We start from the raw sequence: 24398 nt of genomic DNA, 5'->3' as shown, positions 1-24398 counted from the left end.
GAGCTGATATCTATCAAACGCCGGTGCGACTCGCGTCGGCGGGTGGCACATGAGTGCGAGCGGAATCGTCAGAAATCGAAGCCGAGCTGGCCCTCGATCTCCGGAACGCTTCCGTCCGCCCAGCTGCGGACCTTCTTGAGGTGCCGCCACTGGGGCAGCGCATCAAGATACGCCCATGACAACCGGTGGTACGGGGTGGGCCCCCGCTCCTCCAGCGCGGCCTTGTGGACCGGCGACGGGTACCCGGCGTTGGCCGCAAAACCGAAGTCTGCATGGTCGATACCCAGTTCGGCCATCATTTTGTCGCGCTGGACCTTGGCGATCACCGAAGCAGCCGCGACGGCGATGCACGACCGGTCACCCTTGATCACCGTACGGACCCGCCAGGGAGTACCCAGATAGTCGTGCTTCCCGTCGAGGATGACCGCGTCGGGACGGACCGGCAGGGCTTCCAGGGCGCGGCAGGCGGCGAGGCGCAGCGCGGCCGTCATGCCGAGGTCGTCGATCTCCTCCGGGGAGGAGTGCCCGAGGGCGTACGACGTCACCCACTTCTCCAGTTCCGCCGCGAGCGCGGTCCGCCGCTTGACGGTCAGGAGCTTGGAGTCGGTGAGGCCCTCGGGCGGCCGGCGCAGTCCGGTGACGGCGGCGCAGACGGTGACGGGGCCTGCCCAGGCACCGCGTCCCACCTCGTCGACACCGGCAATGATCTTCGCTCCGGTCGTTGCGCGGAGGGAGCGCTCGACGGTGTGAGTGGGTGGTTCGTACGGCATGGCGCCCTCAGCCTACGCCGCCCGGAGCCCCTCGCGACACCCAGGTTTGCCCGCGCGACGCGGGGGTCGGGACGGGGGTCGCCACGACGGTCGCCCAGCCGTCCGAGCGGGCCTCTCCGGGAGCGTCGGACGAATGCCTCCCCGGCCGCCGCCGAGAGGCCCCTCAGACGGCCCGGCCGCGCAGCAGCGGGACCATCAGCTGGTCGATCATCTCGGACAGGTCCTCGTCGCTCCATTCGCTCGCGCACACCTTGGAGCGGTACATCATCATCGCGGGGATGGCATCGAAGACGTAGGAGTTGGCGGCGTCGGGACGTACCTCTCCCCGCTCGATTCCGCGGTCGATGACCTCTCGCAGGAGATGCATGGTCGGCTCGACGACCCCGCCGATGATCACTCGGTGGAAGCGTTCGGCCTGTGCCGCGTCGCATTCGTAAAGGACCGACCGCAGCGCGAATCCGGGCTGCGAGAACATCGCGTCACGCACCCGCCGGCACAGCTCGAGCAGGTCCTCCCGGACACTTCCGAGGTCGGGCGCCTCGGTCTGGTTCGGCAGCCCGGCCTGGAGCGCGTCGGCGACGAGGTCCTCCTTGGACGGCCAGCGACGGTAGACCGCGGCCTTGCCGGTCTGGGCGCGCGCCGCGACGCCCTCCATCGTGAGCCCGTTCCAGCCGACCGTGCCGAGCTGCTCCAGCGCGGCTTCCAGGATCGCGCGTTCGAGTACGGCACCACGCCGACGTGGAGAGGCCGCCTGAGCGGGGGCGGCCGTCCAACGCGAACTAACCATCTGACTGTCTCCGTTGTGCAGGGGGGAGCGGGTTTTCGGGGGGTTTGTGCGGTCGAGTTGACGCCACATGGCAGCGACTTCAGTGAACGCTTGCGTTCACTGTCGGGGACTCACTACCGTTGACGCGACAGTGAACGCGAGCGTTCACTAACGCACTTGTGGGGGACCCATAGTGACAACCTCTCAGTTGATACAGGAATCAAAGCCAGGAGCGGCCCGCCGGGAGGGGCACCCCGGTATCGCGCTCACCGTCATCGCGGCCTGCCAACTCATGGTGGTACTCGACGCGACGATTGTGAACATCGCGCTCCCGCACATTCAAGACGCGCTCAACTTCAGCACGACCGATCTGACATGGGTGATCAGCGCGTACACCCTCACCTTCGGTGGCCTGCTGCTTCTCGGTGCTCGCGCCGGTGACATCCTGGGCAGGCGCCGGGTCTTCATGACCGGCATCCTGCTGTTCACCTTCGCCTCGCTGCTCGGTGGACTCGCCCAGGAACCTTGGCAGTTGCTGGCCGCCCGTGCCCTGCAGGGCGTCGGTGGCGCGATCGCGTCGCCGACCTCGCTGGCGCTCATCACCACCACGTTCCCCGAGGGCCCTGCGCGGAACCGGGCGTTCGCCGTCTTCGCCACGGTCTCGGCCGGCGGTGGCGCGGTCGGTCTGCTGGCCGGCGGCATGCTCACCGAGTGGCTCGACTGGCGCTGGGTCCTCTTCGTCAACGTGCCCATCGGTGTGCTGATCGCGGTGCTCGCGCCGATGTACATCAGCGAGTCCGAACGCCACCCCGGACGCTTCGACATCGCGGGTGCCCTCACCTCGACGGCGGGCATGGCGTCCCTGGTGTACGGCTTCATCCGCGCCGCGGAGGAGGGCTGGCGGGACAGCCTCACCATCGGGTCGTTCGCTGCGGCCGTGGTGCTGCTGGTGGCCTTCGTGATCGTCGAGACCCGCGCGAAGGAACCCATCACTCCGCTGAAGATGTTCGCCGACCGCAACCGGTCGGGCACGTATCTGATCATGCTGAGCCTGGCCGCGGCGATGTTCGGCATGTTCTTCTACATCGTGCTGTTCGTGCAGAACGTGCTCGGCTACAGCCCGATCTCCGCCGGTGTGGCATTCCTGCCGGTCACGGTCGCGATCGCGATCGGCGCGGGTCTGTCGCAGCGGTTCCTGCCGGTGCTCGGCCCCAAGCCGTTCATGGTCGTCGGCTCGTCGCTCGTCGCCCTCGGGCTCCTGTGGCTGACCTTCATCAGCTCGGACAACTCGTACGTCGGCGGGGTGCTCGGCCCGATGCTGCTGTTCGGCTTCGGCATGGGCCTGAACTTCGTGACGCTGACGGTCACCGCGGTCTCGGGTGTCGCCCAGCACGAGGCGGGCGCCGCCTCGGGTCTGCTCAACGTCACCCAGCAGGTCGGCGGTTCGCTGGGTCTCTCCATCCTCACCACGGTCTTCGGCTCGGCCAGCCGTGACGAGGCGGAGAAGCAGATGCCGAAGTTCCTGACGGACGGCTCGGCCGAGCAGAAGGCGGAGTTCGCCAAGAGCCATCAGCTGCCCGCGCCCTGGGGCCACGAGGTGCTCGCCCAGGGCATCTCGACCGCCTTCATCCCGGCAGCCGCGATGGCCCTGCTGGCGCTGATCACCGCGGCGTTGGTGATCAGGGTCCGCAAGAGCGACCTGGACGCCCTTTCCGGTTCGGCAGGACCGGTCGCGGGCTGACGAGGGGGCCGCGGCGGCCGGGCCGGGTCCGGGGGTCCGACAACGAGGACTCCGGCCCGGCCGTCCGCCGGACGAACGGCGAACCGCGGCCTCCGGTGCATGTCACCGGAGGCCGCGGCCGTACCCCGGGTACGACGCCTTCGGCACCCTCCCGGTACATCGTCGGCCCGCATCGGGCGCGTCGTCGCCCTCCATCGGCTACGACACCTGGGCCCACTTCGGGTACGACGCCTGGGGCCCAGTTCGGGCACGACGCCTTGGGCCCAGTTCGGGTACGACGCCTTGGGCGAACTTCACACCTCCTGAACGCCCCTGCCTGGAGCCGACCTGGCCCCCCTGCCACCCTGTCGGCCCTCCTGGCCCCGTCCGCCCTGCGGAACCCAGTCCTTCTCAGCGCAGGTACATCACGTCGTCGCTCACCCGGCGGCACGCGGACCAGTCCACGTCGGTCGCCGGCGGCCGGTCACGCAGGATGTCCCGGGCGCGGGCCTCGCCCCAACTCGTCGCGTACCAGGGATCGTCGCTCTCCCCCAGGTCGTTCGCGATGGGCCGGAGCGCGCACGAACGCAGCGGCTCCTTCAGCTTGTCGAGCGCCGGTACGGCGTCGGCGGACAGGCTTCCCGCGTAGTCGAGGTCGAACTTGCCCGTCTCCTCGTAACGCTGCACATTGCGCTCGGCGATCAGACCGTCCGGCGACATGAGCCCGAAGGCCAGCACTCCCACGGCCGCACTGGCCGCGACCGCGCGCGGCAGCCATCGGGCGCCCCACACGCCGGCCGCCATGATGAGCACGATGACGACGCCGAGCCACACCTCCACGGCGAGCACCGAGACCCGCAGCCGCGTCAGGCCGTAGGCCTCCACGTACATGTCCATGCGCCGCACCGCCGAGGCCACGACCACGATCGCCAGGGCGCACAGGGTTCCCAGCACGCCCCGCACCAGGGTCCAGTCGCGGGCTTCGCCGCGGGGTGCCCAGCGGAGCGCGAAGACCACGACGAGCAGGGTCAGGAGGGTGACCAGCAGCAGCTGCCAGAACCCCTGGCGCGCGTACTCGGAGTACGTCTGGCCGGTCTTCTTGAGGACGGCCTCGTAGCCTCCGAAGAGCACGGCGAGCTGGACGGCGTTGAAGGCGGCGAAGAGCGCCGTGAGCACGACCAGCGGGAGGGCCCACTCGACGCGGCCGCGGGGGCGGCCGGCGGGCACCTGGACCCGGTCCCACTGGACGGGTGCGGCCGCCGTGTGGGCCGCCGCGAGCGCTCCGACCACACCGAACGCGAGGAGCACCAGGCGCCACGGGCCGCCGGAGACGGACGCGTCGGGCATGAGGTCGCCCAGCAGATTGGCGAAGGCCGCGTCGGCTCCCGCGAAAAGGGCCCCGAAGACCAGCAGCAGGACCGCGGTGACCACGAGCGCGCGCAGCACCGCACCCACACTGCGACGGCGCCCGCCGAACCGTTCACGCGCTCCGCGCCAGCCCCAGGCCGGACCGATGACCAGGGAGTTGAACATGCCGATGGGGCCCAGCAGGACGGCGGGCCAGGTACGGCCGCCGTGCAGTGCGAGCGAGCCCAGCGCGATCGCGCTCACGACGGCGAGGAACGAGGGCCAGTCCGCGTCACGGAGGGCCGGAACGACCAGCAGTCCGATGCCGCCGACCGCCCAGACCACCGTCCAGGCGCGCATACGTCGTCCTGCCTCCTGGGCGGCGAAGTAGGCGGCCACAGCGGCCGGGATCGCGACCAGCAGGAGATTGACCGCCAGGCCGTCGCCGAGCAGGAGCATGCTGAGCAGCCCGGTGGCCAGCGCGGCCCACAGCGTGGCCGTACGCACGGGGGCGGGCTCCCTCACCCGGAGGTCGGCCGACCAGGAAGTGGGCGACGGCGGCACGGCCCAGTCGGCGCCCCCGCCCGCGGCTCCCTTCCCGCCCCCGTCCCCGTCGTCGTCCCCGCCGTCGACGTCGTCCGCGTCCGGGCCCGTGTCCTCACGGTCGGAAGGGGCTTCAGGAACGGTGGCCTTCGCCGTGGTCACGGGAGGCTCCGTCGACGCCGCCTGATCCCTGGCGTCCGCTGCCTCCCTCGCTTCCTTCGCCTCCGGCGCTCCCGGTTTCGGCGGCCCCTGCTCCATCGGCTCGGGCGTGGACGGTATGTCGGACACGGGACCCCCTCCCAACCGGCAGCGGACAGCCCACGGCACGCCTTGACGGCGGAGGCTGACGACCGGTGTCTTGTTCGGCGCTCGCCCGCGATGATCAACGGGCCGCGTGGCGGACAGGGTATCCACGGGCAAGGCGCCCGGCGGTGCGGCGTCGTGGCTGTAGCAAGCCTGTGACAGACACGGCCGACGCCGGTGCCGAGCCGGCACGGCACGCGGTGACTCCGCAGCGCCCGGCGAGCACCCACCGCCGGCACCCGGCGGCTCCGCAGCGACCCGCCCAGCGGACCCCGGCACCGCGCCCGACGGCACCACAGCCCAGGCAGTGGCACCGGCACTGGCACTGGCACTGGCACTGGCACTGGCTAATCGCACCGGCACCGGCAGCGCCCCGTTGAACGGGACCTACGCGCCGCCCGCCGCGGCCCCGTACGCGGCCCCCGGCACCCAGTCCGGCAGGGACTCCGTGGCCTCCACCCAGGTCGCGGGGGGCGCCCCCGCCTGCCCCGAGGCGATCACGCCGCCGACGATGGCGCACGTGGTGTCCACGTCACCGCCCACCTGGGCGGTGCCCCAGAAAGCCTTCTCGTAGTCGCCCAAGGACCGCGCGGCCGACCACAGCGCGAACGGCACGGTGTCGTGCGCCGACGTGCGCCGACCGCATCCCAGGACGGCCGCCACGGTCCCGGCGTCCCCGTAGTCGAGCATGTCCCGGGCTCGTCGCAGGCCGGCGCCGACCGCGCTGCGCGGGACGAGCGCGACGACACCGTCGAGCAGGGCCTCGGGGCTCGGGGGGCCCGCCGGGTCGGCGGCCAGTGCGGCGGCCGCGGCGACGGCCATGGCGCCGACCACGGCCTCGCGGTGCTGGTGCGTCGGGTAGGCCGAGATCTCCGCCTGGTGGGTGGCCTGCTCCGGGTCGTCCGCGTACCAGGCGCCGAGGGGCGCGATGCGCATCGCGGCGCCGTTGCCCCAGGAGCCCTGGCCCTTGAACAGGGCGGACGCGAGCTCGCGCCAGTCGCCGCCCTCCCGGACCTGTCGCAGCAGCCGGTTGACCGCGGGGCCGTAGCCGCGGTCGAAGTCGTGGTGCTCGGCGAAGGAGCGGGCCAGTTCGTCCTGGTCGATACGGCGGTGCGCGGCGAGCACGGTCACCACGGAGCAGGCCATCTCCGTGTCGTCGGTCCACTGCCACTGGTGGGGCGGCAGCTCACGGCGCTTGAGCAGCGGGTAGTTCGCGGGCACGAAGAACTGCGAGCCCAGCGCGTCTCCCACGGCGAGTCCGCGCAGGCTGGCCAGGGCGCGGCGGAGGCGCCCTTCGGTCGAGGAGTCAGCGATCATCGCCCTGCCACTCTATCCGGTGGCTCCGTACGACTCAGGGTCACGCCACCGCTCGAAAGGTCGGTCAAGCGTGTACTTGCCGTCGTCCCCCAGAACGAGCATGCGTGTCTCCCCGTTCCCCGGATTGGACAGCGACTCGAATTCCGCCACCGTCCAGTGGAACCACCGCATGCAGAACAGCCGCATGGCCAGGCCGTGGGTCACGATGAGCACGTTGGGCGGGTGGTCGGGAGCCTCGAAGCTCCGGTAGAGGCTCTCCAGGAAGCCGCCGACCCTGTCGTACACGTCGGCACCGGACTCGCCCTGCGCGAAGCGGTAGAAGAAGTGCCCGTAGGCGTCGCGGTACGCCTTCTGGAGGCGTACGTCGTCGCGGTCCTGCCAGTTGCCCCAGTCCTGCTCGCGCAGCCGCGGCTCCTCGCGCACCCGGACGAGCGCGGGGTCGAGGTGGAAGGCGCGGAACGTCTCGTGCGTACGACGGTACGGCGATACGTAAACGCTTACGCGCTCCTGTCCGAACAGCTCCCGCAGTTTCTTGCCCGTCTCCTCCGCCTGCTGCCAGCCCTTCTCGGTGAGCGGCAGGGCGTGGTCGGGTTCGCGTTCGTACACGGTGTCATCGGCATTGCCCACCGACTCGCCGTGCCGGACCAGAACGATGCGCCGTGGTCGTGCCATGCCAAAACCCTAGATCGTGTCACCGCGGATCGAGCAGCCGTACGGGCTCCATACGGCGTAGGTCACACAGCTTCCCCACGCGATGACGACCTCCGGGAGCCTCCTCAGACCGTCCAGGCGGGCTCCAACTGCACGATGTCGCCCGTGAGGGCCGCGACGTCGGCCTCGATCTGGGCACGCAGCGCGAGCCTTTCCACCCGCTCCGCGCGGTACTTGCCGTGCTCCGCGGCGGACTGCCACATCGACAGGACCACGAACTCGCTGCCCGGCGCCTCGCCGAAGAGGCCCCGCACCATGCCGGGCGAGCCCGCCATGGCCGGGTTCCAGACCTTCTCCTGCATCAGTGCGAAGTGCTCGGCCCGTTCCTCGTGGACCCGGCAGTGCGCGACCCGCACCAGATCGGCGTCGGTGAAACGCGGCTCGAAGCCGGTCTTCACGTCGAAGCGGTGATCGAACAGCTTGACCTGGGAGTCCTTGAAGGTGCCCGACTGGGCGGCGGCGAGCCGGTCGTGGGAGCGGGCCATGAAGGAGTCGTAAAAGGCACGGCTCTCCCAGAAGGCGAAGATGTGCGCGACGCCGGACCGGCCCGTGCTCCATCCCCCGCCCTGTCCCCGGAAACCCGGCTCCCCCAGAAGCCCCGCCCACTTTCGCTGCCCCCGTTCGAAACCGCGGCGGTCGACCACGGTGCAGCGAATCCACTTGACCAGCACCGCGCCATCGTAAGGCCACGGAGCGTGGCGCCGGTCACGCTCCGGCGGAGTACATCCGCGCGAGCGCCCCGGCGCGCGTGGCACGATGGGCAATCGGCTCTGTCAGCACGGCAGTTGGGCCGATGAGCAGTTGGGGAACGGGGAGGGGAGATCCGGTGAACGGCCTCAACAAGGGCATCCGCAAGGTCGAACTGGCGGTGAAATGGGATCCGAGTCCCGTAGGTGAGCCCGCGACCGATCTCGACATCATCGCGGCGACCTACACGGCGGACGCGCCGAGCGAAACACCCGAGTACGTAGTGCACTTCGACAGCCGTTCGCCTGACGGCACCATCTATCTGAACCGGGACAGCAAGGACGGCAAGGGCTTCGGCTGGGACGAGGTCATGACACTGGAGCTCGACCGTCTCAACAGCCGCTACGCGCGCGTGGTGGTCGGCGTCCTCATCCAGCAGCGGGCCGAACACAAGAGCTTCGTGGGGGTGCTGAACCCCGGTTTCCGGATGCGGGAGAACTACACGGTGCTCGCGGAGGGCGATTTCGCGGACGTCCTCGGATCCACGGCCGCCACTCTCGGGGAGTTCGTGCGGGACGGCGCGGGAGGGTGGACGTTCCACCCCGGCGTCCGCGGCTACGACACGGACCCGGCGACCTTCACCAGGGTCATGGGCAGCGCCCAGGACGCCTGAGCGCGCCCTCCTGGGAGCGTCGCGCTGCTACGAGCCGGGATTTCCCGAAGTGCGCTCCCCTCAGGGCGGTGAGAAGCCTGAAGTGCGGCACGGCTGCGGGCCGCGCCGCCCTTCAGGGGTCGTCCCGCTCATCGGCGGACGGAGGACTCGCTCGGCCGATCACGGCGAAAGGCCCTCAGTTCGAGTTCCGGCGCCACGGCGTCGGCCAGAAAAGTCAGGCGAGCGTCCTCGGCGGCGAGACCCGCCCGCGCCGTCTCGCACCATTCCTCCTGGTCGAGCAGGGCGAGGTAGGCGGACCGGATCGGCTCCCGACGCGTCCCGGAGCCGGGCTCCCCGGACCCGACGGGTGTCTCCTCGCCCAGGTACTGGGCGATCGTCGCCGCGGCGAAGTAGCGCTCGACAGTCGGCCCGAGCTGCCCGAGCAGACGAACGTGCGCCTCCAGCACCGTGTTCGCGTGCGCGTAGCGGCGCAGCGAAGTGCCCATGCCTTCGGAGTACGTCATCGCGTGGAGAAGCCGGGTCGTGTGGTCGACCAGTTCCGCGTCGCCGCCGGACGCCGCGAAGACCTCGTGGAGACGGGTCACTTGCGCGACCCGGCCCACGAAGTAGCCGTTGAGGAAGTCTCCGTCGGCCGCTCTGCGCAGCAGCCAGGGCCGGACGGCCGGATGCGCGTCCACGAGTCGGCACAGCGCCTCCACCACGTAGACCCGCCCCCAGCCGGACACCCGCTCCGCCAGCCAGATCAGCGCCTCGGCACCGTCGGGCAGGCGTTCCAGAGCCCGCGCCGCGAGCGGGCCGAAGGTGCAGGAGAGCAGTCCGACGGTCTGGATCGACGGGATGTCGTCCACGGTGCCGACGACGGCGAGCAGCGCCAACCCCACCGTGACGGCACAGGTATCGGTGCCGTGCCGCACCAGCCAGCGGCCGGCCTGCCGGGCGCGGACTGCGCCGGCCGCCCTGGCGGCCGCGGCGATGTGCTCGTTGTGGTGGATCGGTACGTGGATGCCCTGGAAGCGGTCGCTCAGCACGCTCGGCAGGGCTGCCGGTCCGGCGAAGTGCTCGTCGAGGATCCGTGCGACGTCGGCTCCCACGAGCTTCGTGTCCCGCGGCCTCTCAGGGCGTGGTGCGCGTCGGCGCCGTTCCTCGTCGGGGTACGGCTCGCCGTCACGCGGGAGGGGTCCGTCCGGCGTCTGCTGATGCAGCCGGAGCGCATGGCCGAACAGAGTGGTCCGCGTTCCGGGCAGTCCGGGCCCGGTCGTCTCGCTCATCGGCGGACGGGGGACTCGATTCTCTTGATCATGGGCCGGAGCATGTCACGACGGCCGGAGCCGCGACAAGCCTGCCTCCCGGTCGCCGCACGAGGCGCCGCGACAGTCTGCTGCACGGCGGCCGCACCAGGCCACGCGGGCAGGCGTCACACACGCAGAGGGCGGTGGAGCCGAGAACCGGCCCCACCGCCCTGCACAGGCAATTCACGCCTCAGCGGCGCCCAGGATCAGCTGCAGCCGCTAGTCGAACCACAACCCTCGCAGATGTAGCAGGATCCGGCCCGCTGCATCTTCGTGCCGCAGGAGAAGCACAGCGGGGCGTCCGCCTGGATGCCCAGCTGCATCTCGACCAGTTCGGCACTGGTGTGCGCCTGCTTCGGGGCGGGCTTGACCGCCTCGACCTCGGCCTTGGGGGCGGCGACGGCCTTCAGCTCCTGCGCGCGCGGCGCGGACTGGGCCAGCCCCTCCACGTCGACCTCGACATCATCGATGGTCGGCTCGTAGGAGCCCGTCTCCAGGTGGCGCTGGCGCTCCTCGGCGGAGTGGATGCCGAGCGCGGAGCGCGTCTCGAAGGGCAGGAAGTCGAGCGCCAGGCGGCGGAAGATGTAGTCGACGATCGACTGCGCCATCCGCACGTCCGGGTCGTCCGTCATGCCGGCCGGCTCGAAGCGCATGTTCGTGAACTTCGAGACGTACGTCTCCAGGGGCACGCCGTACTGGAGGCCCACGGAGACCGCGATCGAGAAGGCGTCCATCATGCCCGCGAGGGTGGAGCCCTGCTTCGACATCTTCAGGAAGACCTCGCCGAGACCGTCGTCCGGGTAGGAGTTGGCGGTCATGTAGCCCTCGGCGCCGCCGACCGTGAAGGAGGTGGTGATGCCGGGACGGCCCTTGGGGAGGCGCTTGCGGACCGGGCGGTACTCGACGACCTTCTCGACGGCCTCGCGGATCGTCGCCTCGGTCTTCGCGGTCACCTCGGCCTTCTCGTCCTCCTTCTTCTTGGCGGAGAGCGGCTGGCCGACCTTGCAGTTGTCGCGGTAGATCGCGAGCGCCTTGACGCCCATCTTCCAGGCCTCGAAGTAGACCTCCTCGACGTCCTCGACCGTCGCCGTCTCCGGCAGGTTGACGGTCTTGGAGAGGGCGCCGGAGATCCACGGCTGGATCGCGGCCATCATGCGGACGTGGCCCATCGCGGAGATGGAGCGCTCGCCCATGGCGCAGTCGAACACCTCGTAGTGCTCGAGCTTGAGGCCGGGGGCGTCGATCACATTGCCGTGCTCGGCGATGTGGGCGACGATCGCCTCGATCTGCTCCTCCTGGTAGCCCAGGCGACGCAGGGCCTGCGGCACGGTGCCGTTGACGATCTGCATCGAGCCGCCGCCGACCAGCTTCTTGAACTTGACCAGGGCGAGGTCGGGCTCGAGGCCGGTGGTGTCGCAGGACATCGCGAGACCGATGGTGCCGGTCGGGGCGATGACCGACGCCTGCGCGTTACGGAAACCGTTCTTCTCACCAAGACGGACGACGTCCTGCCAGGCCTCCGTGGCGGCGGCCCAGATCGGGCTGTCCAGGTCGTCCATGCGGACGGCCGCGGTGTTGGCGTCGGCGTGCTGCTTCATGACGCGCTGGTGCGGGGTGGCGTTCTTGGCGTAGCCCTCGTAGGGGCCGACGACCGCGGCGAGCTCGGCGGAGCGCTTGTACGACGTACCCGTCATCAGCGACGTGATGGCACCGGCGAGGGCACGGCCGCCGTCGGAGTCGTAGGCGTGGCCGGTCGCCATCAGCAGGGCGCCGAGGTTGGCGTAGCCGATGCCGAGCTGACGGAAGGCGCGGGTGTTCTCGCCGATCTTCTGGGTCGGGAAGTCCGCGAAGCAGATCGAGATGTCCATCGCGGTGATGACCAGCTCGACGACCTTCGAGAAGCGCTCGACGTCGAAGGACTGGTTGCCCTTGCCGTCGTCCTTCAGGAACTTCATGAGGTTCAGCGAGGCGAGGTTGCAGGACGTGTTGTCCAGGTGCATGTACTCGCTGCACGGGTTCGAGCCGTTGATACGGCCGGACTCCGGGCACGTGTGCCAGTGGTTGATCGTGTCGTCGTACTGGATGCCCGGGTCGGCGCACGCCCAGGCGGCCTCGGCCATCTTGCGGAAGAGCGCCTTGGCGTCGACCTCCTCGATGACCTCGCCGGTCATGCGGGAGGTGAGCCCGAACTTGCCGCCCGACTCGACGGCCTTCATGAACGTGTCGTTCACGCGGACCGAGTTGTTGGCGTTCTGGTACTGGACGGACGTGATGTCGTCGCCGCCCAGGTCCATGTCGAAGCCCGCGTCACGGAGGGCGCGGATCTTCTCCTCCTCCTTGACCTTGGTCTCGATGAAGTCCTCGATGTCGGGGTGGTCGACGTCGAGGATGACCATCTTGGCCGCGCGGCGTGTGGCGCCACCCGACTTGATCGTCCCGGCGGAGGCGTCGGCACCGCGCATGAAGGAGACGGGACCCGAGGCGTTGCCGCCCGAGGAGAGCAGCTCCTTGGAGGAGCGGATGCGGGAGAGGTTCAGGCCGGCGCCGGAGCCGCCCTTGAAGATCATGCCCTCTTCCTTGTACCAGTCGAGGATCGACTCCATGGAGTCGTCGACGGACAGGATGAAGCAGGCGGAGACCTGCTGGGGCTGGGGCGTGCCGACGTTGAACCAGACAGGGCTGTTGAAGCTGAAGATCTGGTGCAGGAGGGCGTACGCCAGCTCGTGCTCGAAGATCTCGGCGTCAGCGGGCGAGGCGAAGTACTTGTAGTCCTCACCGGCCTTCCGGTAGGTCTTCACGATGCGGTCGATGAGCTGCCTGAGGCTCACCTCGCGCTGCGGGGTGCCGACGGCACCGCGGAAGTACTTGCTGGTGACGATGTTGACCGCGTTCACCGACCAGAAGCCGGGGAACTCGACGCCACGCTGCTCGAAGTTGATCGAGCCGTCGCGCCAGTTGGTCATGACGACGTCACGGCGCTCCCACTCCACCTCGTCGTACGGGTGCACGCCGGGGGTGGTGTGGATGCGCTCGATGCGCAGTCCCTTGCTGGCCTTGGCTCCGCCCTTGGCGCGGGAACCTCGTGCCGGACCGCTCGCCGTCTCTGTCATGCCGCCTCCCTGTATCGGGCTAAAACGCCCTGAAGTGCCTCGTTCTTCCCGTGGCACGGTGTGTGTCTGGTGCTGCGCGCGCCGCTGTGCGGCCGCCCGCAACGGGTCTGTGGTCGCCGCCGACGGGGCCGATCCGTGCCGGCCCGTCCGTCAGTCGGCGGCGATGGCGGGCACGGGGACCTGGACGGCCCCTCCGGACCCGCGGTCGTCTTCCGGGCGCTCCGCGTCCGCGTCTTCGTCGTCCACGGCGGGGCGCCGCCTCGTGCCTTCCCTGAGTTCCGCGATGGCGGCCTCGAAGTCCTCGAGCGAGTCGAACGCCCGGTAGACGGACGCGAACCGCAGATAGGCGACGAGGTCGAGCTCCTGCAACGGGCCGAGTATGGCCAGCCCCACGTCGTGCGTGGTCAGCTCGGCGCTTCCGGTGGCGCGCACCGCCTCCTCGACCCGCTGGCCGAGCTGGGCGAGTGCGTCCTCGGTGACCGGCCGGCCCTGGCAGGCCTTGCGCACGCCGTTGATGACCTTGGTGCGGCTGAAGGGTTCGGTCACGCCGGAGCGCTTGACCACCATCAGCGAGCACGTCTCCACGGTCGTGAAACGACGGGAGCAGTCGGGACACTGGCGGCGCCTGCGGATCGACGTGCCGTCATCGGTCGTACGGCTGTCGACGACGCGGCTGTCGGGGTGCCTGCAGAAGGGGCAGTGCATGGCTCCAACCCTCCTTCACAGCACGACTCATAGACCTCGGGAGACCTCACGGGCCCCTCGAAGCAGCCCCAAGCATAGGCGATTCCCGTGGGCCCGAAGACCCGGGGGACCACAACTTCTGGGCCGCTGCCGCAATCCAACCACTAGATGTGGGGCTCGGTCCTCAAATTCACACACGACGCGCGTGTCGCACACGTAATGGCATGTGCCGCATGGACATACCCATCACGGACACGCGGGGGATAGCGTGGGCGACGCACGGAAGGGGGGCCGGTCCCCGGCCGGCCGGATGCCGGATGGCACACTGGTCGGCGCCCACATCGGCTGTCACGGTCTTCGCCCCCGGCGGTGAAGAGTACAGCAATGGGCCCTTTTGTCCGCCAGGCACCGTGCGAGCCATACACCCGGATTCATGATCACGTCAGCTACTTCACGGTTTTTCACTCGAACGTGTGTTTGGCGCAACCTTTCGAAAGCAACTACCGTTGTCCAGCAGGGAGACCATCGAGAGGGGCCGACGTGACCACGACCGCAGACAGTGCCACCATCACTGCCCAGGACCGCTCCCAGGGCCGATTCGAGCCGGTGCATGCGATGAACGAAGCCGCGAATCATGAGGGACCCAAGCGCTCCCTGCCGGGTCGACCTCCAGGCATCAGGGCGGACAGCTCCGGGCTCACGGACCGGCAGCGCCGGGTCATCGAGGTCATCAGGGACTCCGTGCAGCGGCGCGGCTACCCGCCGTCGATGCGGGAGATCGGCCAGGCGGTCGGCCTCTCCAGCACCTCCTCGGTCGCGCACCAGCTGATGGCACTGGAGCGGAAGGGCTTCCTGCGCCGCGACCCGCACCGCCCGCGCGCGTACGAGGTCCGGGGCTCCGACCAGGCGTCGGTGCAGCCCACGGACACGGCGGGCAAGCCGGCCGCGTCGTACGTCCCGCTCGTCGGCCGCATCGCCGCCGGTGGCCCCATCCTCGCCGAGGAGTCGGTCGAGGACGTCTTCCCCCTCCCCCGGCAGCTGGTCGGTGACGGCGAGCTGTTCGTCCTCAAGGTCGTCGGCGACTCGATGATCGAGGCCGCCATCTGCGACGGCGACTGGGTCACCGTCCGCCGCCAGCCCGTGGCCGAGAACGGCGACATCGTGGCCGCCATGCTCGACGGCGAAGCCACGGTCAAGCGCTTCAAGCGCGAGGACGGGCACGTCTGGCTCCTCCCCCACAACTCCGCGTACCAGCCGATCCCCGGTGACGAGGCGACCATCCTCGGCAAGGTCGTGGCAGTCCTGCGCCGCGTGTAACACCCCGCGAGGGGCGAGACGGTCCGCCCCACCCATGACCGGGCCCCGGAACCAACTGCGCCGGTTCCGGGGCCCTGTGCTTCACCGCCCCCGCGGCCGGGGCGCGCTCCTCGCCTGCGCCGCTGCGGGTCCATGGTGGACGCGTTCGCCGCGCGCGGTCTTCGGCTCGTCCACCGTCCCCCGCGATCGTCCGTCGATGTGTCACGCCAGACCGACGACCAGCAGGACGAACGCCGCGACGATCACAGCGACCCGCACATAGTGGAACCGGTCCCAGCGACCGACCTGCTGCCTCCAGTCCGCCGGGACGCTCTCCCTGGTCCACTGGGCGACACGGGAGTTGATCGGGACCAGCAGGGCGATGGACATCAGCACGCTCAGCACGAGCAGCGCGGTGGCCGTGACCACGAGACCCGCCTCCGCGTCGCCCCACGACGAGGCCGCCCAGACGGCCCCCAGCGCGACCGATCCGATGTACCAGAACGGCATGACCTTGCCGAGCACCCGGGCGCCGTCACTGCGGGCTGCGAGACCGCCGTCGTTCGGCAGCCGGTCGAGGATCGGATTGACGAAGGCCGCCACCGCGAACTCCACGCCCACCATCAGGCCGACGACCACCACGGTGACGATGGCCAGTATGTGCTGCATGTCCACTCCCGAAGTTCTCCGCGATTTTTTCTAGCGCCGCTAGCTGATGCAGCAATGCTAGACATAGCGACGCTTGAATGTCTAGCATTGCTAGAAAGTGGGCGTGCGGGAGCGTCTGCTGGTGGAACTCAAGTGGGCCGGTGGGCGCGTGGGATGGGGTGAGAGCGACAAGACGCGACGATGCCTCGACCGCCGACGAGGCGCGGGGGCTGCGGGTGTTGTGGGAGACCTTCGGCCGGCCGGAGACGGTGCGGGCGTGCACCGGGCGGCCGAGTCGTAGGGGCACGGGCAGCCGGGCGTGCACCGGGCGGCCGAGTCATAGGGGCACGGGCGGCCGGGCGGCCACCGGTCGGCAGGAGCGCACAGCCGCCCACCGGTAGGCCAGAGGGCACGTGGGCGGCCACCCGGTCGACAGGAGGCGCGGGGACGGCCGTCGGCCGGTGCGTGGGCCGCCGCCGTGTTGGGCGGCCCGCCCCGGGTTACGCCTCTTCCGTCTTCCTGGCCGCCTCGTCGATCGCGGCGAGCGACCTGCGGACCTGATGGCGGTCCGTCGTGTACCAGAAGTCCGGCAGCGACGCCTTCAGATAGCTGCCGTAGCGCGCCGTGGCCAGGCGCTGGTCCAGTACGGCGACGACGCCACGGTCCCCCGACGCCCGGACGAGGCGGCCCGCGCCCTGGGCCATGAGGAGCGCGGCATGCGTGGCGGCGACCGCCATGAAGCCATTGCCGCCGGCGTCCTCGACCGCCTTCTGGCGGGCGCTCATCAGCGGGTCGTCGGGACGCGGGAAGGGAATCTTGTCCATGACGACCAGCTGGCAGCTGGGTCCCGGGACGTCGACGCCCTGCCACAGCGACAGCGTGCCGAACAGACAGGTCTTGGGGTCCGCCGCGAAGTTCTTGATCAGCTCGCCGAGCGTCTCCTCTCCCTGCAACAGGATCGGGTGCTCCGGGATGCGCGACCGCAGTTCCTCGGCCGCGAGCTGGGCCGCCCGCATCGAGGAGAACAGCCCGAGCGTACGACCGCCGGCGGCCTGGATCAGCTCGGTGAGTTCGTCCAGCATGTCCCCGCGGTCACCGTCCCGCGCGGGGCGTGACAGGTGCTTGGCGACATAGAGGATGCCCTGCTTCGGGTAGTCGAACGGCGAGCCGACGTCGACGCCCTTCCACTGCGGGAGGTCGTCGCCCTCGGTGCCCTCGGGGGCGAGTCCCAGCGAGGCACCGACGCCATTGAAGTCGCCGCCGAGCTTCAGCGTCGCCGAGGTCAGCACGACGGAGCGGTCGGCGAACAGTTTCTCCCTGAGCAGCCCGGACACGCTCATGGGAGCCACCCGGAGCGAGGCACCGAAGCGGTCGTGGCGCTCGTACCAGACCACGTCCCACTCGGAGCCGTTGGTGATGCGCTCCGCCACGTCGTGCACGCTCTCCACGGACGCAAGGGCCTGCTTGCGCACGGCGTCCTCGTCCTGGACGGACTTGTCGCGGGTGCCGCCGATCGCCGAGATCACCGTACGCGCGGCGTCGCGCAGTGCCATCAGGGCGTACCCGAGGTCCTCCGGGATCTCCTCCAGGCGTCCGGGCAGCGCCAGCTCCATGAGGCGCTCGAAGCCCTCGGCGGCGGTCTGGAGCTGGTCCGCGGCCTTTTCGTTGACGAGTTTGGCGGCGCGGCGGACCGCGCGATTGACCTGGCCCGGAGTGAGCTCGCCCGTGGCCACGCCGGTGACCCGGGACACCAGTTCATGGGCCTCGTCGACGATCAGCACCTCGTGCTGCGGGAGCACCGGCGCGCCCTCGATGGCGTCGATCGCGAGCAGCGCGTGATTGGTGACGACGACCTCGGCGAGCTTGGCCCGCTCGCGCGCCATCTCGGCGAAGCACTCCGCTCCGTACGCGCACTTGCTCGCGCCCAGGCACTCGCGGGACGACACGGACACCTGGGCCCAGGCGCGGTCGGACACGCCGGGCGTGAGGTCGTCGCGGTCGCCCGTCTCCGTCTCGTCGGACCAGTCGCGCAGCCGGAGCAGGTCCTGACCCAGCTTGCTGGTGGGTGCGGCGGCCTCGAACTGGTCGAAGAGGCCCTCCTCCTCGTCCTGCGGCACTCCCTCGTGCAGGCGGTGCAGGCACAGATAGTTCGACCGGCCCTTGAGCATGGCGAACTCCGGCCGGCGCCGCAGCAGCGGGTGCAGCGCGTCGACGGTGCGCGGCAGGTCGCGCTCCACGAGCTGCCGCTGGAGCGCCAGCGTGGCGGTCGCCACGACGACCCGCTCCCCGTGCGCGAGGGCCGGCACCAGATAGCCGAGGGACTTTCCGGTGCCGGTGCCCGCCTGGACCAGCAGATGGGAGCTGTCGTCGATGGCGTCGGCGACTGCTTCGGCCATGGTCACTTGGCCGGGGCGCTCCGTGCCGCCGACGGCGGTGACGGCGGCATGCAGGAGTTCGGGGAGTGAGGGCTTCGTCATAGCGCTGCCACCCTACGGGGCTCCACTGACAATCGGGCGATCACGGCGACCGCGACGGACGTGATCGAGACGGGTGCGGGTTGTGTGATCAAGGCTGGTGCAGGGGGTTCGGGACGGTGCCGTGGACGGCGGCGTGCGGGCGGTCGGGGCGGTCACGGTAACCGTCGAGGTGCATCCGGTTGCGGTTGAGGCAGAGGCGCTCGATACGGGGCGTGAGCAGGTCGAACATCTCGTAGCGGTCCTTCAGCTCCGGGAACCGCGTCTGATGGCGGACGATCTCCGCGCGTACGAGGGACCAGAACTCGTCCTCCGGTACGCCCAATTGTTCTTCGCAGAGTGGTGCGAGGTAGCGGAACACTCCCACGAAGAGCCCGGAGTGGATGAACTGGATCAGGAACTCGGGCGGCTCGGCGAGCAGCACCCGTCGTACTTCGCCGGGCATGGACGCGTGCTCGGGAAGCGGCTCGGCGCTCACGTTGACGTCGTCCACGAAGTCCTTCACGGCGAGCCGGACCGGTACGTCGTGGTCGTCGAAGACAACGATCGTGTTCTCTCCGTGTGGGCTGAACACAGTGCCGTACCGGTACAGGAAGTGCAGCAGCGGCGGCAGCAGCGCGCCGAAGAGGCGGCGCAGCCAGGCCTTCGGCGCGAGCCCCGAGCGCCCGACGAGCTGGGCGGTGAAAGCGCGACCCTGCGGGTCGGTGTGCAGCAGCGCGGCCAGAGTGCGGGCGCGTTCGCCCGGGGCCAGCCGGCGGGACAGCGGCTCGCGCCAGATCGCCCCGAGCAGTTCCTTGTACTGGTAGGGCACCTCCGGGAGGCCGTCGTAGACCGGATGCCCGACGGTCACCGAAGCGACCTCGCCGAGGAGGATCACCCCGCAGGTGTCCCGCAGGAACGGATCGGTGTCGCGCAGGCCGTGCATCCAGGAGGTGACGGCGGGGGCCGCGAGCGTCCGTTCCGTCGGCAGGCCCCGCCACACCAGGGTGTTGAGGACGGATAACGGAAGCTTCAGGGTGTGCCGGTCCGGGCGCGAGACGTTGAGGAACGTACGGATCGACTGCTGCGGCAGGCGCAGGTCGCCGTCCGAGTGCAGGGGCACGATCCGGTCCGCGGCGACGTCGGACGTGAACAGGGGCAGCACGACGTCGTCCCACTGCCAGGGGTGCACGGGCAGGTAGAGGTACGACTCCGGGGCGAGCCCGCGCGCGCGGAGGGCGTCGTCGAATGACTCCCTGACCGTGGGGGCGAGCTCGCGCGCGTAGAGCTGTTCCGCGGTGTCGAGGCCCGGAACACCGCGGTAGGCGGCCAGCAAGGTGTGTACGGCGATCCAGGGCAGGGCCGTCGCCTTCCGGGCCTCCGGCGCCCAGTCGCCCGCGTCCCGTGCGGAGAAACCGAGGCGGCCCTTGTTCAGCACGAGCCACGGGTGCCCGGTCTGGTGACCCTCCAGTTCGGCGTACCCCAGCTCGGCCAGCTCGGCCGCGGTGAGAGCGTCGTGGTCGAGGCGCGCGTCGGCGGCGAGGGTGGTGCTCATCTCTCGGATGGCGTGGCCGAGCGTCGCCCCGTCGAGTCGCAGCACGCCGCGGGCACGGGTGAGGAACCGGACCGGGTCGGTGAAGGGCCGCGGTTCCCCGGTCCGCTCCGTGAGGGTGAGCGAGCCGGGGTCCACCCGCCAACTGCCGTACGCGGTACGGCGGGCGCGGAAGGACAGGGTGCCCCGGTCGTCGAGGGGCAGGGAGTAGCGGGCGTGGGAGGTGTGGGGAGAGTGGGGGCTGCGTGGGTCGGAGGTCGCGGCCGGGTGTCCTCCCCCTGGCTCCGCCTCGTGCTCATGCGGCTTCGGCAGGTCACCGCGAGCCCGCTCTTGCCCGGCGCCGGACTCCAGCCCGTGCCTTGGGTCGTGGGCGTGCTGTGGCCCCTGCACGCACTCGGCCACGGCCTCCGGCTCCGGCTCCGGCTCCGGCTCCGGCTCCGGCTCCGGCTCCGGCTCCGGCTCCGGCTCCGGCTCCGGCTCCGGCTCCGGCTCGATGATCCCCTCGTACGCGAACTCGCCGATCATCTTGGCGAGCAGACGGCGGCCGGCCTGCTCCCATCGGTCTTCGCGCAGCTCGGGTGGGTCGTACAGGGAGGGCGTCGCTGCGGAGGCCGGGTTTGCGGAGAAATTCGGCACGGGGACTCCTCGACAGGGAACCGGAACGGGACGAGCGGTGTACCAAGAGTGACGGCGCTACAACAGATCGCGCAGGGCCCGGTCTCGGACCATGAGGGCTGCCCGCTTGTCGGGCAGGTCGACCTCGGCGGAGAACCGGAAGCCGGCGCTCAGGAAGGCGGAGACGGAGGGGGTGTTGCGAAGGTCGGGTTCCGCGACGACACGCGCGCATGAGGGGCGGCAGTCGAGCGCGTGGTCGGCCACGGCTCTGAGCAAGGCGGAGCCGAGCCCTCGCCCACGGTGGGCGACGCCACCGATGAGGAGGTGAATCCCGGTGTCGTGCGGTCGGGCGGGGTAGTGGCGGGCCAGGGGATCGAGATCCGCGCGGTAGATCTCCCAGTAGCTCATCGGAGTGCCGTCCAGCAGTCCGAGGCAGGGCACGCTGCGCCCGTCGCCGTCGAGTTGGACACGCAGATGTTCTTCGGTGACGGATCCGGGCCCGGCGAGCTTCCAGAATTCGGCCACGACCGGGTCGTTCATCCAGCGGGCGATCAGGGTCAGGTCGCGTTCGATGCGCACGGGGACGAGCTGGAAGACGCCCACGGGAGTGCTGGTCGGCCCCCAGCCGCCCACGCGATCGAGCAGGTCGTCGTCCGCCGACGCGATGTACGTGCTCGCCGTCGCACCGCCCTGCGGGGTGCCTGCGCCACCACCCCCGCCTCCTGCGGCTCCGTCCACGGCTCCCGGGACGGACCCGCCCCGCCCGTCGGCTGTCTCCGCGAAGTACGCGAGGAGCTCTTCGGGGAGGCGCAGGTCGAGGGTGTCCTCGACGTCCGCGCTCAGACAGGGGTCGAGGTCGGAGTCCGAGGGCGGGCTTGTGGCGGTGCCGGGTTCGCAGCCGGATGCCTCGGCGCGTCCCGGGACGGGTGCCGGTGCGGTGTCGGCGTCGGTGCTCGCGTCGGTGGGAGGCACGGCGACGCTCCTCTCAGGAGACGGGGTGGGGCATGTTCCTCAGGAATGAAGGGGGTTGGAGATGGTGACGTAGACGGACTGGGTGTCGACTGGCCCGACGAGCTCGTCGAGGCCGTGCAGTCGGGTCAGCAGGTTGGCCTTGCAGCGCAGGACGGGTGATTCGAGGAGCCGGGCGGGAAGGGGGGTGCGCAGCCGGGCGGGTCCGGTGGCCACGTCGGCGAGGAATCGGCGGAAGGCGGCGAGCAACAGACCCTCGTCGGCGAGGTGCTGGGACCCGAACGCGCCGATGAGGCCGAACACGTTGTTGATGCCGAGGTAGTAGGCGAAGCGTTCGTCGGTGACCTCGTCGGAGACGAAGGTGTCGCTGTGGGCGCCGATGCCGGGCAGCCTCGCGTCGAGCTCCGCGCGCCGGGATTCGCGGAAGTAGTAGCCCTGGTTGTCGCGGTAACGGCCGCCCCGGGGCCAGCCTTCGGCGTCGAGGAGGAGCAGCGTGTTCTGCTGGTGCGCCTCCAGGGCGATGCCCGCTTCGCTGTCCAGCCAGAGCACGGGGCGTACGACGTGGTGCAGGTAGCGCAGGAACCACTCGGTGGCGACGGCGCCGCGGGGACGACCGGTGCGCCCGGCGAGCCCGGTGATGATCTCGCTGAGCCTGGACCGCATCGAGGGCCGGTCGGCGAGCGTCCTGTCGCTGCCGGGCAGGACGGCCGGGCGGGGCGACACCAGCCCGGCGACGCAGCCGGCGTCGTCCGTCGGGCTGAAGGGGTTGTGGCGGATCACGACGTCGAGCCCCGGCAGCGGGTTGCCGTCCGGGTCGTCGACGGCGAGCCAGGCCGGGTCCCGCACGATGTCGAAGCCGGGGTGGGCGGCCTGCCACTGCTCGGACAGACCGCCGCGCAGCAGGCGGTGGACCTCTACTCCTCGGTGGAGTTCCTTGCGGAGGTTCTCACGGCGGGAGTTGGTGATGCGCAGGCCCAGGGACAGCTTGAGCATCGCCGGGGCGTCGGAGCGGTGGACCGTACGGACCGAGGAGGTGGGGTGCCAGGGGGCGCCCTGCGCGCCGAGGTCCTTGAGCAGGCCGGCGTCCATCAGTTCGGCGGTCTCGCGCCGGTGCCGGACCTCGCGCATCTGCCAGGGGTGCAGGGGCAGGGCGGCGGTGTACCCGGCGGGCAGCGGGAGTTCCGCGCCCGCCAGCCGCAGGGTGAGCTGCTCCGCGGAGACGGGGCGGCCGCGCTCCGTCCATGCCGAGTCGGTTGCGAGCACGGAGGGGGCGATCGCCATCCAGTGCAGGGGGAAGGAGCCGCGCAGTTCCGGCGAGTAGAGCCGGGCCTCGGCCTCGGAGAGCCCTTCGCGGCCCTTCGGTGTGGGGTGCAGCGGATGACCGAGCAGGAGCGCCTGCTCCGCGGAGAGGAAGAGGTGGGGCACGTCCGTGGGCCGCTGTCTGCGGTCGCTGATGAAGGCGGCGGTGCGGTGCACGGAGTCGGCGACCCGGCCGACGAGGTCGGCTCCCTCAAGACCGACGCCGTACTCCGCACGGGTTCCGTGTCCGTGACCGGACTCACCGGTTCCCCCGGCTGCTCCGGTTGCCTCGGCTCCCCCGGTTCCGTCGGCCCTCTCCGTTGATCCGGTTCCCGCGGCTCTCCCGGTGGATCCGGGTCCTTCTCCTTCGGCTCCCCGGGCTGCTCCGGTTCCGTCGGCTGCCCCGGCTGCCGTGGCCGTTTCGCGGGTGATCAGGGCGGCTACGGTCACCGCGTCCGCGGGCGGTGCGCCCTCGGGGGCGCCGGTGAGACAGGGCGGGCCGAAGCGGTGCCAGCCCGTGGCGGACCAGTAGTGCACGGGGACCAGGAGGCTCGTGCCGCTGGCGGGGAGGGGAATGCGGAGCGTGCCGTCGTCGGGAGCGGCCAAGTCGTTCTCCCGCACCCAGCAGCGCAGCAGGTTCTCGACCGCCGCCGCCTGCGCAGCGGTCTGCGCGTCAGGGTGTTCCAGCAGGTCGGCGGTGGCGCCACACAGCCGCTCGGACACCCTGACGCCCTCCTTCTGCCGGGGCACCGTTTCGGCTCCCGGCATCGGCGGGGTCTGTGTGCCGCGGACCGCGCGCTCGTTGCTGTCGGGGCGACCGTCTGGTGCGGGGGTGGCGTTCACGGGAGTTCCTTGTGGGGTCGTTCGGACTCGTGCGGCGACGAGTCGGTCGTTACGGGTAGGTGGGCCTTCGGCTTTCCTGGTCGGTTCGGACGGGGCCGGCTCGTCCGGGACGGGCTGGCGATGCCGGCTGGGCCGACTGTCAGGCTGGGGAAGCGGTTCCGGCCGGGCTGGCCGTCCCGCTTGGACTGGTCGGCCTGCACGGACGGGCCGTCCTGCACGGGCTGGTCGGCCTGCACGGGCTAGTCGTTCCGCACGGGCTGGTCGTTCCGCACGGGCTAGTCGTTCCGCACGGGCTGGTCGTTTCGGCGGGGCGGGTCGGCCCGCTCGGGCTGGTCGGCCTACACAGGCTGGTGGTTCAGGCCGGGCTGGTCGGCCCGCTCGGACTGGTCGGCCTGCACGGGCTGATCGTTCAGGCCGGGCGGGACGTTTCGCTCGGGCTAGCGATGGCGTCGGGCCGGCACCCGGACTCGTAAGGGCACTGGGCCTTCGTGCTCGGGCCCCGAGCTCGGACGCCGGGCGCGGGCCCTGCCCCGCTGCCGTCCCACCACGCTTGGCCCGACGCGTCGCGAACACCTCACCGGCCGACCGGGGCCACTGCTCCAACGCCGACTGAACCGGACGCCCGACGTCCGGCCGGGACGCGCACCCCACGCCGGGGCGGCCCGAACACCCGACGGACGGGCGGGACGGGTACCCCACGCCGTGGCGGGCCGGCCACCCCACGGACAGGCAGGCCAAGTGACCCAGGCGAGGGCGAGACGGGCGGACAGCGTCGAGGGAGGACACGCGAACCGCGTCAGCAC

17 protein-coding genes are annotated in these 24398 nt (G+C 70.7%); 3 read left to right on the top strand and 14 right to left on the bottom strand.

Features of this window, described 5'->3' with window-relative positions:
• Window positions 1-68: 68 nt before the first annotated feature.
• The gene (locus ACSYGO_RS33520; RefSeq protein WP_426681006.1) at window positions 69-770 is read right to left on the bottom strand and encodes a ribonuclease HII; all 702 of its coding nucleotides are present in this window, start codon (window positions 768-770) and stop codon (window positions 69-71) included.
• 163 nt (window positions 771-933) lie between these two features.
• Window positions 934-1557, bottom strand: a complete 624-nt coding sequence (locus ACSYGO_RS33515; protein WP_426681007.1) for a TetR/AcrR family transcriptional regulator — start codon at window positions 1555-1557, stop codon at window positions 934-936.
• 172 nt (window positions 1558-1729) lie between these two features.
• On the opposite strand from ACSYGO_RS33515, the gene ACSYGO_RS33510 reads away from it, so the two are divergent.
• A complete protein-coding gene (locus ACSYGO_RS33510; RefSeq protein WP_426681008.1) occupies window positions 1730-3277 on the top strand; it encodes an MFS transporter in 1548 nt (515 codons plus the stop codon).
• Window positions 3278-3667: 390 nt separating this feature from the next.
• Here ACSYGO_RS33510 and ACSYGO_RS33505 read toward each other — a convergent pair whose 3' ends face one another.
• From ACSYGO_RS33505 to ACSYGO_RS33490, 4 genes are all read right to left on the bottom strand, one after another.
• Window positions 3668-5404, bottom strand: coding sequence for a DUF4153 domain-containing protein (locus ACSYGO_RS33505; RefSeq protein ID WP_426681060.1), 1737 nt, complete (start codon window positions 5402-5404; stop codon window positions 3668-3670).
• 432 nt (window positions 5405-5836) lie between these two features.
• On the bottom strand, window positions 5837-6766 hold the full coding sequence (locus ACSYGO_RS33500) for an ADP-ribosylglycohydrolase family protein (protein WP_426681009.1): 930 nt from the start codon (window positions 6764-6766) through the stop codon (window positions 5837-5839).
• A gap of 12 nt (window positions 6767-6778) precedes the next feature.
• Window positions 6779-7438 carry a histidine phosphatase family protein gene (locus ACSYGO_RS33495; protein WP_028802307.1) on the bottom strand — a complete coding sequence of 220 codons (660 nt, stop codon included), beginning with the start codon at window positions 7436-7438 and terminating at the stop codon, window positions 6779-6781.
• A 104-nt stretch (window positions 7439-7542) separates the two neighbouring features.
• Window positions 7543-8148, bottom strand: a complete 606-nt coding sequence (locus ACSYGO_RS33490) for a YdbC family protein (protein WP_426681010.1) — start codon at window positions 8146-8148, stop codon at window positions 7543-7545.
• Window positions 8149-8303: 155 nt separating this feature from the next.
• On the opposite strand from ACSYGO_RS33490, the gene ACSYGO_RS33485 reads away from it, so the two are divergent.
• Window positions 8304-8837 carry a TerD family protein gene (locus tag ACSYGO_RS33485; protein ID WP_426681011.1) on the top strand — a complete coding sequence of 178 codons (534 nt, stop codon included), beginning with the start codon at window positions 8304-8306 and terminating at the stop codon, window positions 8835-8837.
• 128 nt (window positions 8838-8965) lie between these two features.
• On the opposite strand, the gene ACSYGO_RS33480 is transcribed toward ACSYGO_RS33485, so the two are convergent.
• The 3 genes from ACSYGO_RS33480 to nrdR all read right to left on the bottom strand — a co-directional run bounded on the left by ACSYGO_RS33480 (window position 8966) and on the right by nrdR (window position 13941).
• Entirely contained in the window at window positions 8966-10105 is a 1140-nt protein-coding gene (locus tag ACSYGO_RS33480) for a hypothetical protein (RefSeq protein WP_460388747.1), read from the bottom strand.
• A gap of 227 nt (window positions 10106-10332) precedes the next feature.
• Complete coding sequence (locus ACSYGO_RS33475; RefSeq protein WP_426681013.1) at window positions 10333-13236, bottom strand: vitamin B12-dependent ribonucleotide reductase; 2904 nt, start codon at window positions 13234-13236, stop codon at window positions 10333-10335.
• A gap of 150 nt (window positions 13237-13386) precedes the next feature.
• On the bottom strand, window positions 13387-13941 hold the full coding sequence (nrdR, locus tag ACSYGO_RS33470; RefSeq protein ID WP_460388746.1) for a transcriptional regulator NrdR: 555 nt from the start codon (window positions 13939-13941) through the stop codon (window positions 13387-13389).
• Window positions 13942-14460: 519 nt separating this feature from the next.
• Between nrdR and lexA the strand changes: the two genes are divergently transcribed.
• Window positions 14461-15237 (top strand): transcriptional repressor LexA, encoded by a 777-nt coding sequence (gene lexA / locus ACSYGO_RS33465; RefSeq protein WP_095937079.1) that lies wholly within the window; start codon window positions 14461-14463, stop codon window positions 15235-15237.
• A gap of 201 nt (window positions 15238-15438) precedes the next feature.
• Here the strand turns inward: lexA and ACSYGO_RS33460 are convergent, their stop codons facing one another.
• The 5 genes from ACSYGO_RS33460 to ACSYGO_RS33440 all read right to left on the bottom strand — a co-directional run bounded on the left by ACSYGO_RS33460 (window position 15439) and on the right by ACSYGO_RS33440 (window position 23595).
• Window positions 15439-15885, bottom strand: a complete 447-nt coding sequence (locus tag ACSYGO_RS33460) for an anthrone oxygenase family protein (protein WP_460388744.1) — start codon at window positions 15883-15885, stop codon at window positions 15439-15441.
• Window positions 15886-16364: 479 nt separating this feature from the next.
• Window positions 16365-18341 carry an ATP-dependent DNA helicase gene (locus ACSYGO_RS33455; RefSeq protein WP_432174410.1) on the bottom strand — a complete coding sequence of 659 codons (1977 nt, stop codon included), beginning with the start codon at window positions 18339-18341 and terminating at the stop codon, window positions 16365-16367.
• Between the two features lie 88 nt (window positions 18342-18429).
• Window positions 18430-20505 (bottom strand): IucA/IucC family protein, encoded by a 2076-nt coding sequence (locus tag ACSYGO_RS33450; protein WP_460388743.1) that lies wholly within the window; start codon window positions 20503-20505, stop codon window positions 18430-18432.
• 57 nt (window positions 20506-20562) lie between these two features.
• Window positions 20563-21456 carry a GNAT family N-acetyltransferase gene (locus tag ACSYGO_RS33445; RefSeq protein WP_460388741.1) on the bottom strand — a complete coding sequence of 298 codons (894 nt, stop codon included), beginning with the start codon at window positions 21454-21456 and terminating at the stop codon, window positions 20563-20565.
• Between the two features lie 39 nt (window positions 21457-21495).
• A complete protein-coding gene (locus ACSYGO_RS33440; RefSeq protein ID WP_460388739.1) occupies window positions 21496-23595 on the bottom strand; it encodes an IucA/IucC family protein in 2100 nt (699 codons plus the stop codon).
• Between the last annotated feature and the right edge of the window lie 803 nt (window positions 23596-24398).

It is taken from the genome of Streptomyces krungchingensis, assembly GCF_054729265.1.
The sequence above is the reverse complement of the archived record's forward strand: the minus strand, read 5'-3'. Positions and strand labels throughout refer to the sequence as shown.

What these genes read in the sequence shown, in the direction of transcription:
- ACSYGO_RS33505 (WP_426681060.1), bottom strand. Translation starts at nt 5,404, where the DNA reads ATGGAGCAGGGGCCGCCGAAACCGGGAGCGCCGGAGGCGAAGGAAGCG.
- ACSYGO_RS33495 (WP_028802307.1), bottom strand. Translation starts at nt 7,438, where the DNA reads ATGGCACGACCACGGCGCATCGTTCTGGTCCGGCACGGCGAGTCGGTG.
- ACSYGO_RS33520 (WP_426681006.1), bottom strand. Translation starts at nt 770, where the DNA reads ATGCCGTACGAACCACCCACTCACACCGTCGAGCGCTCCCTCCGCGCA.
- ACSYGO_RS33500 (WP_426681009.1), bottom strand. Translation starts at nt 6,766, where the DNA reads ATGATCGCTGACTCCTCGACCGAAGGGCGCCTCCGCCGCGCCCTGGCC.
- nrdR (WP_460388746.1), bottom strand. Translation starts at nt 13,941, where the DNA reads ATGCACTGCCCCTTCTGCAGGCACCCCGACAGCCGCGTCGTCGACAGC.
- ACSYGO_RS33475 (WP_426681013.1), bottom strand. Translation starts at nt 13,236, where the DNA reads ATGACAGAGACGGCGAGCGGTCCGGCACGAGGTTCCCGCGCCAAGGGC.
- ACSYGO_RS33515 (WP_426681007.1), bottom strand. Translation starts at nt 1,557, where the DNA reads ATGGTTAGTTCGCGTTGGACGGCCGCCCCCGCTCAGGCGGCCTCTCCA.
- ACSYGO_RS33460 (WP_460388744.1), bottom strand. Translation starts at nt 15,885, where the DNA reads ATGCAGCACATACTGGCCATCGTCACCGTGGTGGTCGTCGGCCTGATG.
- ACSYGO_RS33455 (WP_432174410.1), bottom strand. Translation starts at nt 18,341, where the DNA reads ATGACGAAGCCCTCACTCCCCGAACTCCTGCATGCCGCCGTCACCGCC.
- ACSYGO_RS33480 (WP_460388747.1), bottom strand. Translation starts at nt 10,105, where the DNA reads ATGAGCGAGACGACCGGGCCCGGACTGCCCGGAACGCGGACCACTCTG.